Raw genomic sequence first — 12,644 nt, 5'->3', positions numbered from 1 at the left:
GAGTAATGGTTGATCAGCGTTTGAGCATTGCCCGGATATCGGCCAGGGCGTTGTTGCCGCGTGCGGCCTTTACCTCCACTGGCGCATCGTCCAGGCCTTCCCAGGCCAGGTCGTCGGGCGGTAGTTCGTCGAGGAAGCGGCTGGGCGTGCAATCGATGATCTCGCCGTACTGCTTACGCTTGGCGGCGAACGTGAAGGCCAGGGTCTGGCGTGCGCGGGTGATGCCCACGTAGGCCAGGCGGCGTTCTTCCTCGATGGTGTCGGCCTCGATGCTGGAGCGGTGGGGAAGGATTTCTTCCTCCATGCCCATGATGAACACGTAAGGGAATTCCAGGCCCTTGGAGGCATGCAGGGTCATCATCTGCACGCCTTCGGCGTTCTCTTCCTCTTCCTGCTGACGCTCGAGCATGTCACGCAAGACCAGCTTGCCGATGGCATCCTCGATGGTCATGTCGCCCTCTTCGTCCTTCTCGAGGGTGTTCTTCAGCGCTTCGACCAGGAACCACACGTTGCTGATCCGAAACTCCGCAGCCTTGTCGCTGGCGGTTTGCTGGCGGATCCAGTTTTCGTAGTCGATGTCGCGGATCATTTCGTGCAGCGCGGCGATCGGATCTTCCAGGGCGACCTTGTGGCGCACGCCATCGAGCCAGTGCTTGAAGCGCTGCAGGCGTTCTGTGTAGCGCGCGTCCAGGTGCTCGCCCAGGCCCAGTTCTTCACTGGCGGCGTACATCGAGACGCCGCGTTCGGTGGCGTAGTTACCGAGCTTTTCCAGGGTCGTCGAGCCGATCTCCCGACGCGGTACGTTGATTACCCGCAGATAGGCGTTGTCGTCATCGGGGTTGACCAGCAGGCGCAGGTAGGCCATCAGGTCCTTGACCTCCTGGCGACCGAAGAAGCTGTTGCCGCCGGATAGGCGATAGGGCACCTGGTGGTGCTGCAGCTTCAGTTCGATGAGCTTGGCCTGGTAGTTGCCGCGGTACAGGATGGCGAAATCGCTGTACGGGCGGTCGGTGCGCAGGTGCAAGGTGAGGATTTCCATGGCCACGCGTTCGGCCTCGGCATCTTCGTTCTTGCAGCGGATCACGCGGATCTCGTCGCCCACGCCCATCTCGCTCCACAACTGCTTTTCGAAGGCATGCGGGTTGTTGGCGATGAGCACGTTGGCGCAGCGCAGGATGCGGCTGGTGGAGCGGTAGTTCTGCTCGAGCATGACGATCTTCAAGGAAGGGTAGTCCTCCTTGAGCAGCATCAGGTTTTCCGGGCGGGCGCCGCGCCAGGCGTAGATCGACTGGTCGTCATCGCCGACCACGGTGAACTGGTTGCGCATGCCGATGAGCATTTTCACCAGCAGGTACTGACTGGCGTTGGTGTCCTGGTACTCGTCTACCAGCAAGTAGCGCACACGGTTCTGCCAGCGTTCGAGCACGTCTGGGTGCTCCTGGAACAGCTTGACCGGCAGCAGGATGAGGTCGTCGAAGTCGACCGCGTTGAATGCCTTGAGCGTGCGCTGATAGTGGGTGTAGACGATGGCGGCAGTCTGCTCGCGCGGGTTGCGCGCCTTTTCCAGGGCCTCGGTGGGCAGGATCAGGTCGTTTTTCCAGGCACCGATCATGTTCTTGATCTCGTCGATGCCGTCGTCGCCGGAGTATTCCTTTTGCATGATGTCCGACAGCAACGCCTTGATGTCGGACTCATCGAAAATCGAGAAGCCTGGTTTGTAGCCCAGGCGCTGGTGTTCCTTGCGGATGATGTTCAGGCCAAGGTTGTGAAAGGTGCACACCGTCAGGCCACGGCCTTCCCCCGGGCGCAGCAGGGTGGCGACCCGTTCCTTCATCTCGCGGGCGGCCTTGTTGGTGAAGGTCATCGCCACGATGTACTGGGCGCGGATGCCACAGTTCTGGATGAGGTGGGCAATCTTGCGCGTGATCACGCTGGTTTTGCCCGAGCCGGCACCGGCGAGCACCAATAGAGGGCCGCCGACGTAGTCACGGGCTTCCTGTTGCCGGGGATTGAGTCGGGACATGCTAGAAACCGGGGGTCGCCAGAAAATAGCCGCGCATTCTAACAGGCATGGGCGGCTTGTGGCGCGACCGTCTGACGTTTGGGTCAGACTTTTGTGTAGCGATCATCATTAGTCAGACTAATGGCATTCACCGGAAAAATCGTAATTGCTCGGCGTCGGAGTTTCGCGCAGGATGCACGTCAAAATGCGACGGGTGGTATTGCGACAAGGATGTGTATAAAAGTGAAAATCATTTTCATTTATGCAGTAGCATATCCGACTTTCTCCGCTTCACCTTTCGAGTCCTAAGGAGCCCGCTTGTCCACGCCCGCCGAACCTCTGCGTTTGCTGCTGCTGGCCGATGAGCCGCATTGGGTTGCCTTGCTCCGCGACTGCCTGCTACCGCTCGATGGCGCCGCCGTGTTGCTGACGGCGCCGAACTGGGCAGCGGTCGATACCTTGTTCAGCACTGATCGCCAGGCCGTGGTCCTGGCCACGCCGGCCTTGCAGCCGGCGCCTGGGCGCTGCGAGCTGCCGACCATCTTGCTGCTGGAGCATGAGCCGGCGTCCGCACCCACCGGGGTGAGCGACTGGCTGGTAGGCGACCAACTCAACACCGATGCCCTGCGCCGCTCGCTGCGCCACGTGCGTGAGCGCGGCGTATTGGTGGCGACCCTGCAGCGCCTGGCCGAACAGGATCCGTTGACCGGCATCGCCAATCGCCAGGGCTTTCAGGCCTTGCTGACCACCCGTCTGGCCGAGCACGAAGGCCGCGGGGTGGCCCTCGGACACCTGGACCTGGACAACTTTCGCCACGTCAACGATGCCCTGGGCCATCAGTGCGGCGACCGCCTGATCCTCAAGGTGGTGTCACGCCTGAAGCAGCAGCTGGAGGCCGGTGACCAGCTGGCGCGCCTGGGCAGCGACGAGTTCGCCTTGCTCATCGATACCCGGCGCGACCCCAACCGCGCCGAATGGATCGCCGAGCGCATCGTCGAGGCCTTGGCCGAGCCCTACTGGATCGACGGCGAGAGCCTGTTGCTCGGCTGCAGCCTGGGCCTGGCCCATGCCCGTGCGCAGAGTGGCGCCGATCCGCTGATGTGGCATGCGCACATTGCCATGCGCCAGGCCAAGGCCAGCCAGGGCTGCACTTATCACGTGTTCAACGAACGCATCAACCGTAACGCGCGCAGCCTGGCCGACCTGGAAAGCGAATTGCGCCGGGCCCTGCGCCGCGACGAGCTGGAACTGCACTACCAACCACGGCTCAACCTTGCCGACGGCCGCATCGTCGGGCTCGAGGCTCTGGTGCGCTGGCGGCATGCCGAACGTGGCTTGCTGCCACCGAGCGAATTCGTGCCGTTGGCCGAGCAGAGCGGGCTGATCGTGCCATTGGGCTACTGGGTGATTTCGCGGGCGCTGCGTGACATGCAGGCGCTGCGCGAGCGTGGGCTGGCGCCGTTGCACATGGCGGTGAACCTGAGCTTCAGGCAGTTTCAGGACAGCCAGTTGTTGGCCACGTTGAGCCGCTTGATCATCGAGCATGGGGTCGATGCGCGCTGGCTGGAGTTCGAATTGACCGAAACCGCGGTCATGCGCCGCAATGAGTTGGTGCGCCAGACCATGGATGCGCTGGGCCGCCTGGGTGTGCGCTTCTCACTGGACGACTTCGGCACCGGTTTCTCTTCGTTCGTGCACCTGAACAGCCTGCCGATCACGTTGCTCAAGGTCGATCGCAGTTTCGTCGCCGAGATGGAGGTGCGCGAAGAGAACCGCAAGCTGGTCCACGCGATGATCAACCTGGCGCATAACCTCAACCTGGAGGTGGTGGCCGAGGGCGTGGAAAGCGCTGAGCAGCTGGCCCTGTTACGTGGCTTTGGCTGCGACCAGGTGCAGGGCTTTCTGGTCAGCAGGCCGTTGCCGGTGGACGAGCTGATGGAGTACCTGCTGCACACCACCGAGCGCCAGCTCGCAATCCTCTAGCGCCCATCGCGCCTACCAGCGAGGGTTTTGCAGGCGCGGCGTCAGCCGCGCACACCGGCCAGGCTGGCGCCATCCCTGGCCCTGGCCAGCAACCGCTTCATCCGCCACTCGAATGCGGTGGTCAGGGCTACCGCCGCGCAGGCCAGGCCCAAGGCCAGGCCCCACCACACGCCAACGGCGCCGCCACCGAAGGTGAAGGTCAGCAGCCAGGCACTGGGCGCGCCCACCAGCCAGTAGCAGCACAGGCCGATGAGGAAGGTGATCTTGGCGTCCTTGAGGCCGCGAATCGAGCCCATGGCGATGGTTTGCACGCCATCGAACAGCTCGAACCAGGCCGCTACCATCAGCAACTGCACCGCCAGTTGGAAGATGGCCGAGAACGCCGGATCGCTGCGGTCGATGAACAGCCCCACCAGGGCCTCGGGCAGCAGCCAGAACAACGCGGCGAAGGCGAACATGATCATCGCGCCGAAGCCGATGCCCATCCGCCCGGCGCTGCGCGCGGCCAGCAGGTTGCCCGCCCCGTAGTACAGGCCGACCCGCATGGTCACCGCATAGGACAGCCCGGTCGGCACCATGAAGGCGGTGGACACGATCTGCAGGGCGATCTGGTGCGCCGCCAGTTCCGTGCTACCCAACACGCCCATGCACAGCGCAGCGAAGGCGAACAGCCCGACTTCGACCATGTAGGTACCGCCAATCGGCAGGCCGAGTCGCCACAGCTCGCGCAGCGCCGGCAGGCTTGGACGCGCCAGGCCCTTGCGCAGCGGGTAGTCGGCGTAGGCGTGGTGCCAGCGGATATACAGCGCCAAAGCGATCGCCATGCCCATCGAGACCACGGCGGTGACCAGGCCGATACCCATCAGGCCCAGCTTGGGCAAGCCGAACATGCCTTCGATCAGCGCGACGTTGAGCAAATAGTTGAGCACCGTGCCGACCAGGCTGATGACCATCACCGGCGTCGAGCGGCCCAGGGCGCTGGTGAAGCCGCGCAGGGCCATGAACGTCAGATAACCGGGCAGGGCCAGCGGCAGCAGGGTGAGAAACTCAGCCGCCGCCTCGACGTTCTGCGGTTGCTGGCCAAACAGCAGCAATACCGGCTTGAGGTTCCACAGTGCCAGCCCGGCCACCAGCGCCAGGCCCCAAGCCAGCCACAAGCCGTTCTGCGCCAGGCGCGTGGCGCCTTCGATGTCGTTGGCGCCTTTGCGAATCGCCACCAGCGTGCCCACCGCGGCGATCACGCCCAGGCAGAAGATCGACACGAACGAATAGCTCGCTGCGCCCAACCCGCCGCCAGCCAGGGCCTGGGGGCTGATACGCGCCATCATCAGGGTGTCGGTAAGCACCATCAGCATGTGCGCCAACTGCGAGGCGACCAGCGGCCCGGCCAGGCGCAGCAGAGCCTTGAGTTCGGTAGTCGGCGCGACATGCATGAGGGTGGTCCTTTCCTGATTCGGATGAGCGAGCGACGATTCTGAGGCTTTGGTCAGGTTTATACAAAAGGATAAAAGCGATGCTTGCCATGAGTTCAACTCATGCCTAAAAATCCATCGCACGCCCCCTTGCTTCGATCAGCAGGTACCCATGTCTCGTCAACTGCCGCCCTTGTATGCGTTGCGCGCATTCGAAGCCGCTGCGCGGCTGAGTTCGTTCACCCGTGCCGGGGCTGAACTGTCGATCACCCAGAGTGCGGTAAGCCGGCATATCCGTACCCTGGAAGATCACTTCGCCTGCCGCCTGTTCGTGCGCAGCGGTCGCAGCTTGCAGCTGACCGAGGCGGCGCGGATGCTGCTGCCCGGCGTGCGCGAAGGGTTCGCTGCCCTCGAGCGGGCCTGCGATACCTTGCGCGGCGAGGACGATATCCTGCGCATGAAGGCGCCCTCGACCCTGACCATGCGCTGGCTGCTGGCACGGTTAAGCCGCTTTCGTCATCTGCAACCGGGAAACGAAGTGCAACTGACCAGCGCCTGGATGGACGTCGACCATGTCGACTTCAACCAGGAACCGTTCGATTGCGCGGTGTTGCTCAGCGACGGGGTGTTCCCGGCCGAGTGGGAGGTCCGTCGTCTGTTTGCCGAGTTGCTCATTCCGGTGGGCGCGCCGGATCTGCTGGGGCAGGGGCCATGGGACGAACGCCGCCTGGCGGCGGTCGAATTGCTGCACCCCACCCCAGACAAACGCGACTGGCGCGAATGGCTGCAGCGCATGGGCCTGGCAGATAAGGTTTCGCTCAAGGGCGGGCAGGTGTTCGATACCTTGGAACTGGGCATGATCGCGGCAGCGCGGGGCTACGGCATTTCCATGGGCGACCTGCTGATGGTCGCCGAGGACGTGGCCCAGGGTCGCCTGAGCTTGCCCTGGCCGACGGCGGTGCCCAGCGGCATGGACTACTACCTGGTATGGCCGCGCACGCGGCCAGGTGGCGAGCGCTTGCGCCGTTTGAGCCGGTTCTTGCAGGACGAAGCGGCGGCGGTGGACCTGCCGGAGGTGGAGATCCTCCGTGCCCTCTGAGCAGCGGCTTGGCCTGAGAAAACGTTTGCGAATATCCCGGCCCGACACTCAAGTATTCGCCCGCGACGCCGATCTACTGGCACCAGCGTCCCGGAAGAGGACGCGTACTCCCCTCGATAACGAGCGGATGGTCTGCGTGATCAGGATGATCCCGGCCTCTTGCCAGGAGCTTTTTCATGTCTCAACCGCGTGCCCGGATTGCCTCCCAGCTCGGTATCGCCCTCGCCATCGTGCTGGCGTTGGTGATTTCCGGCAGTACCCTGTTCGCCCTGCGTTCGCTGGACGACGCCAACCTCGCCACGCGCCAGGCCCACCTGGCCAGCGAAGCGCGCCTGTTGGCCGATCAGCTCGACACCTTTCATGGATCGCTCAAGGACAACACCCAGCGCCTGAGCGGGCTGTTCGAACGCCGCTTCGCTTCGGGGCTGTCGCTGCACCCTGGCGAGAGCGCCGAGGTCGCAGGCGTGGTCACTCCGGCCTTGTACCTGGGCGAGCGCCTGCTGAACAACGACTTCCAGGTGGTCGACGAATTCCAGCAGATGACCGCCGGCATCGCGACCCTGTTCGTGCGCAGCGGCGATGATTTCGTGCGCATCAGCACCAATCTGAAGAAGCAGGACGGCACCCGCGCCATCGGCACCCAGCTCGACCGCCAGCACCCGGCCTACGCCAAGTTGCTGGCCGGGCAAATGTATGTGGGCCGCGCCGTGCTCTTCGAGCGCAACTACATGACCCGCTATGTGCCGGTCAGCGATGCCGGTGGACGGGTCATCGCGGTGCTGTTCGTGGGCTTCGACTACACCGACGCGCAGAACGCCCAGTTCAGCAACCTCAAGCGCTTTCGCATCGGTGAAACCGGCTCGCTGGCGATTCAGGACCAGCAGGGCCAGTGGTTGGTGCCGCCAGCCAATGCCGACCAGGACCTGTTCAGTGCCAGCGCGCCGTTCGCCGAGGGGCCGTGGACGGTGGTTGCCAGCATGCCCAAGGCCGAGATTCGCCAAGTGACCTGGAGCGTTGGCCTGCGCCTGGCCATCGGCAGCCTGTTGGCCATGCTCCTGGCGGTGGCCGCCACGCTCTGGCTGCTGCGGCGCAAGCTGCGCCCGCTGGATGACCTGGTGCGCCAGGCCGAGGCGTTGGGTGCGGGTGATCTGAATGCGCGGCTGAACGTCACCAGCCACGACGAGATCGGCCAGCTGGCGCGCAGCTTCAACCAGATGGGCGAGGCGCTGGCGACCATGGTTGCGCACATCCGCAGCGCCTCCGAGCAGGTCAGCAGCCGTGCCCGCTCGTTGTCCGGGTTGTCTGCAGGTGCCTGCGAAGGCATGGAGCAACAGTCTGGGGAGATCACCAGCATGGCCGGTGCGGTGGAAGAATTCAGCGCCACCTCGATGAACATTGCCGACAACATGGCCGGCACCGAGCGTATGGCTCGTGACAACGCCCAGCAGACGCGCATTGGTCGCGGCGCCATGGATGAAGCGTCCAGCTCGCTGCGCCAGATCGCCGAGGCGCTGGGTGGCACCGCGACCGTGATGGATAGCCTCGGCGCGCGCTCGCAGGAAATTGGCGGCATCATCAGCGTGATCACCGCCATTGCCGAGCAGACCAACTTGCTGGCGCTGAACGCAGCCATCGAAGCCGCGCGTGCCGGCGAGCAAGGCCGGGGGTTTGCCGTGGTCGCCGATGAGGTGCGTGGGTTGGCGGCGCGCACGCGCCAGGCCACCGATGAAATCTCCGGGATGATCACCAGCATCCAGCAGCAGACCGGGCACGCCATCACCACCCTGGAGCAGGGCAACCAGCTCATGCAGGAAGGCTTGCAGCGCAACGATAAAGTCGCCCAGGCGCTGGCACGCATCGATGAGCAGAGCCGCATGGCCGGTGAGCAGTTCACGGTGATCAGCACCGCCACCCAGGAGCAGAGCAGCACGGCGACGGTGCTCAGCCGCAACCTGCAAAGCATTGCCCAGGCCAACACCGAGCAGCGTGATGTGGCCAATGAACTGGCCTTCACCGCCAAGGAACTGGAAGGCCTGGCCGCGCAACTGCGTCAGGAAGTGGACCGCTTTCGCTGAGCGGGCTGGCTGGCAGCGCTGAGAGCCTGGGGCGCGCCCGTTAAAGCGACCCCAGGTTCAGCGCCTGGGCACAGGCCTGCAGCGAACGTCGCTCGGTCTGCGCATAGAGCGTCAGCTCGTCTTGCACCTGCATGCCCAAGGCCGCCTCGAAGGCTTCGCGATTGGCGTTACTGCCGTACTGCGTCTGCCCGTCATCACCCAGGTTGGACTGGAAGATCCCTGCCGCGCTGACCGGCAGGAAGTCTTCGTAGACCAGCGCCTCGAAGTGCACGTGGCCTGCGCCGATCAGGCCTTCCAGGGTCTGAGGCCGCCCAGCCTGCGCCCGCTCGGCCAGGCCCTTGTCGGTGGCAAAGTAGCGGAAATAGGCCAGCCCCTGCTCGCGCATCTGCGCCAGGTCATCCGGAAATTCAGCAAAGCTTTGTTGCAGCAGCGTCATGTAGCGCTCAGCGGTGGCTTCGCTCGGTGAGCCGCCTGATGCTGCGCGAGCGGCCTCCAGCAACCGGTCATAGAGCGCGCGGCCCTTGGGCGTCAGGGCTGCGCCACGCTGTTCGATTTCGCCGAAGCGGGCAGTGTGACTGCCCTGGGCATCGCTGAACGCGACCGCTTCCTGCAGCGCCTTGAAGCTGGTCTGGCGCAGCAGAATCGGGTGGCGGCGGGCCGGCGGGCCTTCGATCACCGCCTTGGGCGTTATGCCCTTGGCTGGCATCCCGGCCTGGATCGCATCGATGTCCAGGGTGCGCGGCGTCAGGTGGTTGATATGCGGGCCGCGGAACGCCACGACATCGGCGATCAGCCGATGCTGGTCATGCAGTCGTCGGTATTGTTCGGCGCTCACCGTGGCGTCGCGGTGCCAGCGGAAGGTATGCAGCGCCTCTTGCACGAACGCTTGCGCATCGTCCGCCCTGAGCCCGCCGTCGCGTTCGGCCTGGGTCATCAGCGCCAGCGCCCGCGAGGTGAAGATCTCGCGCTCAGCCAGGATGCTGCGCGCCAGCTCACGCAGTTGCAGGTCATCGATCAATTCCAGGCGCAGCAGCGAGGTGAACACGCGAAACGGGCTGACATGCAGCGACTGCTCGTGCACGGCGCGAAACGCGGTGGAATGCACCGGCACGCCGGCTGAACTGAGATCGTAATAGCCCACCGGCTGCATGCCCATCACGGCGAACAAGCGCGCCAACGTGGCCAGCTCTTCCGCGCTGCCAACCCGAATGGCGCCATGTCGCTCCTGGTCAAGACGTTCGACTTCGCCGGTCCAGCGCAAGGCTGCGGCTATTTCGGGCTGCTTGGCCATGATCTGTTGATTGATCTCGCTCACCAGCCCTAGCAACGTGCCGTACAGCGGCACTTCCTGTTTGTACATGAGCGACATGGCAGCAGAGAACTGCGCGCGGATGCTGTCTGGGCTGACGAAATCGTGGGCGGGCATCGCTAGCTTCCTGGGTGGGTTCGGACCGTTACATGAAAGCTGGGAATGCACGTGGCCCACAAGCGAAAAAAAGTGCCGCTGTCATTCCATTTGTGATCGATCCCAGCGCATCCGCTTCACGCCTGGAGCTGCTGGCCAATCCATTGCACCAACGCCCGGACCTTGGGCACCTCCGCCGCATGCTCGGCATACGCCAGGTAGTGCTTGCCGGTACTGGGCATCGCGTGGTCCCAGGCAATCACCAGACTGCCTTCGGCCAGCTCCCTGGCCACCAGGTAGCGCGGCACCAGGGCCACGCCGCACCCGGCCTGCGCCGCACTCAGGGCCATGTAGAAGGTATCGAAGCGCGGCCCGTGGTAGGCGCTGACGCTGTGCAGGCCCAGCTCGAGAAACCACTCATGCCAGGCCTCTGGACGCGAGGTGCTTTGCAGCAGCACCAGGTCGGCCAGCTCGCTGGCGTCTTCCAGCGCGCGCCCGGCCATCCGTTCAGGGGCACACACCGGAACCACTTCTTCGTCGAACAGCTCGATGCACGTCGCACCTGGCCAGGTGCCCTGGCCGTAGAAGAACACGACATCCGCCGAGCCCTGCAGCAAGGCGAAGGGTTCCATCTCGTTGCGAATATCCAGGTGAATGTTCGGGTGCTGCTTACCGAAGCCCTTGAGGTGCGGAATCAACCAGCGCACGCCAAAACTCGGTTGAGTGGCTACCTTCAATATTTCGGTCTGCTCGCCATAGGTGAGGATGTAGCGGCTGGACATGTCGACCTGAGTCAGGATCTTGTTGACCTCTGCCAGGTACAGGCTGCCTGCCGGCGTCAGTTGCAGGCGGCGGCGAATGCGCAGGAACAGGTGGTGGCGCAGCATCTCTTCAAGCTGCGCCACTTGTTTGCTGACCGCGCTCTGGGTCAGGTGCAGCTCTTCAGCGGCACGGGTAAAACTCAAGTGACGGGCTGCAGCTTCGAAGCACTGCAGGGCGGTCATGGAAGGCACCAGGCGTTTGGACATAGCGGTCTCTGCGGCTTTGATCATTACCTCGCGGAATGATAAGCGGAATAAAGGTCGTTTGTTGCACAGCTGAGATCGGATTGATACTGATCCCACGGTTTTGAACCCTATCACCCGATGTAGGAGAAGCACGAATGGTTGCTGGATTGCTCGAGCGCCTCGGCGTTGCCGCCCAGGCCCACACCCAGGGCGACTACCCTGTCCATACGCCGATCGACGGCAGCCAGATCGCCTCGGTGCACTTGCTCGGCCAAGCCGAGACCACCGCTGCCATCGAGCGGGCCCACCGTGCCTTCGATAGCTGGCGCAGCGTGCCGGCACCGCGCCGCGGTGAGCTGGTTCGGCTGTTCGGCGAAGTGCTGCGCGAGCACAAGGCCGACCTGGGTGAGTTGGTGTCCATCGAAGCGGGCAAGATCACTCAGGAAGGTCTTGGCGAAGTGCAGGAGATGATCGACATCTGCGATTTCGCCGTTGGCCTGTCACGGCAGTTGTACGGCCTGACCATCGCCTCCGAGCGCCCTGGCCACCACATGCGCGAAACCTGGCACCCACTGGGCGTGGTCGGGGTGATCAGCGCCTTCAATTTCCCGGTCGCGGTGTGGGCCTGGAACACCACCCTGGCGCTGGTGGCCGGTAACGCGGTGGTGTGGAAGCCTTCGGAGAAGACGCCGCTGACCGCCCTGGCGTGCCAGGCCCTGTTCGACAAGGCGTTGACCGCCTTCGGCGATGCCCCGGCAGGTCTTGCCCAGTTGGTGATCGGCGGCCGCGAAGCCGGCGAAGCCCTGGTCGACGACCCGCGCGTGGCCCTGGTCAGTGCGACCGGCAGCACGCGCATGGGCCGTGAGGTGGGGCCGCGGGTGGCGGCGCGCTTTGGCCGCAGCATTCTCGAACTGGGCGGCAACAACGCCATGATTCTTGCCCCGAGCGCCGATCTCGACCTGGCCGTGCGCGGCATTCTGTTCTCGGCCGTGGGCACTGCTGGCCAGCGCTGCACGACCTTGCGCCGGCTGATCGTGCACCGTTCGATCAAGGATGAGGTGGTGGCGCGGGTCAAAGCTGCCTATGCCAAGGTGCGCATCGGCGACCCGCGTAAAGACAACCTGGTCGGCCCGCTGATCGACAAGCAGTCGTTCGACGCCATGCAAGGCGCGCTGGCCAAGGCCCGAGACGAGGGTGGCGAGGTGTTCGGCGGTGAGCGCCAATTGGCCGAACAATACCCCAATGCCTACTACGTTTCGCCCGCCATCGCCGAGATGCCGGCACAGAGCGAAGTGGTGCGGCACGAAACCTTCGCACCGATTCTTTATGTATTGGCCTATGACGACTTCGAAGAGGCCTTGCGCCTGAACAACGAGGTACCTCAAGGGCTGTCGTCGTGCATTTTCACCACCGACCTGCGCGAGGCCGAGCGCTTCCAGAGCGCCGCCGGCAGCGACTGCGGCATCGCCAACGTCAACATCGGCACCAGTGGCGCCGAGATCGGTGGCGCGTTCGGCGGCGAGAAGGAAACCGGCGGTGGTCGTGAATCCGGCTCCGATGCCTGGAAGGGCTACATGCGGCGCCAGACCAACACCGTGAACTATTCGCGCGAGCTGCCGCTGGCCCAGGGCATCGTCTTCGACTGAAGCGCCAAGCTGCAA

8 protein-coding genes and 1 pseudogene are annotated in these 12,644 nt (G+C 64.3%); 5 read left to right on the top strand and 4 right to left on the bottom strand.

Annotated elements, in window-relative coordinates:
- Nucleotides 1-13: 13 nt before the first annotated feature.
- Complete coding sequence (gene rep, locus ACLEJW_RS06720; protein WP_313454903.1) at nucleotides 14-2,023, bottom strand: DNA helicase Rep; 2,010 nt, start codon at nucleotides 2,021-2,023, stop codon at nucleotides 14-16.
- 297 nt (nucleotides 2,024-2,320) lie between these two features.
- On the opposite strand from rep, the gene ACLEJW_RS06715 reads away from it, so the two are divergent.
- Nucleotides 2,321-3,985, top strand: coding sequence for a putative bifunctional diguanylate cyclase/phosphodiesterase (locus ACLEJW_RS06715; RefSeq protein ID WP_313454905.1), 1,665 nt, complete (start codon nucleotides 2,321-2,323; stop codon nucleotides 3,983-3,985).
- A 41-nt stretch (nucleotides 3,986-4,026) separates the two neighbouring features.
- Here ACLEJW_RS06715 and ACLEJW_RS06710 read toward each other — a convergent pair whose 3' ends face one another.
- Nucleotides 4,027-5,418: a NorM family multidrug efflux MATE transporter gene (locus ACLEJW_RS06710; protein WP_440777269.1), complete on the bottom strand. Its 1,392-nt coding sequence runs from the start codon at nucleotides 5,416-5,418 to the stop codon at nucleotides 4,027-4,029.
- Nucleotides 5,419-5,569: 151 nt separating this feature from the next.
- Between ACLEJW_RS06710 and ACLEJW_RS06705 the strand changes: the two genes are divergently transcribed.
- From ACLEJW_RS06705 to ACLEJW_RS06695, 3 genes and pseudogenes are all read left to right on the top strand, one after another.
- Nucleotides 5,570-6,496 carry a LysR substrate-binding domain-containing protein gene (locus ACLEJW_RS06705; RefSeq protein WP_313301228.1) on the top strand — a complete coding sequence of 309 codons (927 nt, stop codon included), beginning with the start codon at nucleotides 5,570-5,572 and terminating at the stop codon, nucleotides 6,494-6,496.
- A gap of 176 nt (nucleotides 6,497-6,672) precedes the next feature.
- Nucleotides 6,673-7,713: pseudogene (locus tag ACLEJW_RS06700) on the top strand (Cache 3/Cache 2 fusion domain-containing protein); the annotation flags it as partial.
- Entirely contained in the window at nucleotides 7,711-8,571 is an 861-nt protein-coding gene (locus tag ACLEJW_RS06695; RefSeq protein ID WP_371921229.1) for a methyl-accepting chemotaxis protein, read from the top strand. The pseudogene ACLEJW_RS06700 and the gene ACLEJW_RS06695, both read left to right, overlap by 3 nt.
- Nucleotides 8,572-8,611: 40 nt before the next feature.
- Here the strand turns inward: ACLEJW_RS06695 and hglS are convergent, their stop codons facing one another.
- Both hglS and ACLEJW_RS06685 read right to left on the bottom strand, forming a co-directional pair.
- Nucleotides 8,612-9,997, bottom strand: a complete 1,386-nt coding sequence (gene hglS / locus ACLEJW_RS06690) for a 2-oxoadipate dioxygenase/decarboxylase HglS (RefSeq protein ID WP_313454909.1) — start codon at nucleotides 9,995-9,997, stop codon at nucleotides 8,612-8,614.
- A gap of 116 nt (nucleotides 9,998-10,113) precedes the next feature.
- On the bottom strand, nucleotides 10,114-11,004 hold the full coding sequence (locus ACLEJW_RS06685) for a LysR family transcriptional regulator (RefSeq protein ID WP_313301219.1): 891 nt from the start codon (nucleotides 11,002-11,004) through the stop codon (nucleotides 10,114-10,116).
- Between the two features lie 134 nt (nucleotides 11,005-11,138).
- Between ACLEJW_RS06685 and amaB the strand changes: the two genes are divergently transcribed.
- Nucleotides 11,139-12,629 (top strand): L-piperidine-6-carboxylate dehydrogenase, encoded by a 1,491-nt coding sequence (gene amaB, locus ACLEJW_RS06680; RefSeq protein ID WP_440777268.1) that lies wholly within the window; start codon nucleotides 11,139-11,141, stop codon nucleotides 12,627-12,629.
- Nucleotides 12,630-12,644: the final 15 nt, after the last annotated feature.

The sequence above is a fragment of the Pseudomonas sp. SMSB3 genome, assembly GCF_052041965.1.
Lineage (GTDB): Bacteria > Pseudomonadota > Gammaproteobacteria > Pseudomonadales > Pseudomonadaceae > Aquipseudomonas.
Note: the sequence above shows the minus strand (reverse complement) of the source record. Positions and strands in the feature narration are given on the sequence as shown.

Excerpts from the sequence above, each read along its gene's own strand:
- ACLEJW_RS06685 (WP_313301219.1), bottom strand. The coding sequence starts at position 11,004 with ATGTCCAAACGCCTGGTGCCTTCCATGACCGCCCTGCAGTGCTTCGAA.
- ACLEJW_RS06695 (WP_371921229.1), top strand. The coding sequence starts at position 7,711 with ATGGGCGAGGCGCTGGCGACCATGGTTGCGCACATCCGCAGCGCCTCC.
- hglS (WP_313454909.1), bottom strand. The coding sequence starts at position 9,997 with ATGCCCGCCCACGATTTCGTCAGCCCAGACAGCATCCGCGCGCAGTTC.
- ACLEJW_RS06710 (WP_440777269.1), bottom strand. The coding sequence starts at position 5,418 with ATGCATGTCGCGCCGACTACCGAACTCAAGGCTCTGCTGCGCCTGGCC.
- amaB (WP_440777268.1), top strand. The coding sequence starts at position 11,139 with ATGGTTGCTGGATTGCTCGAGCGCCTCGGCGTTGCCGCCCAGGCCCAC.
- rep (WP_313454903.1), bottom strand. The coding sequence starts at position 2,023 with ATGTCCCGACTCAATCCCCGGCAACAGGAAGCCCGTGACTACGTCGGC.
- ACLEJW_RS06705 (WP_313301228.1), top strand. The coding sequence starts at position 5,570 with ATGTCTCGTCAACTGCCGCCCTTGTATGCGTTGCGCGCATTCGAAGCC.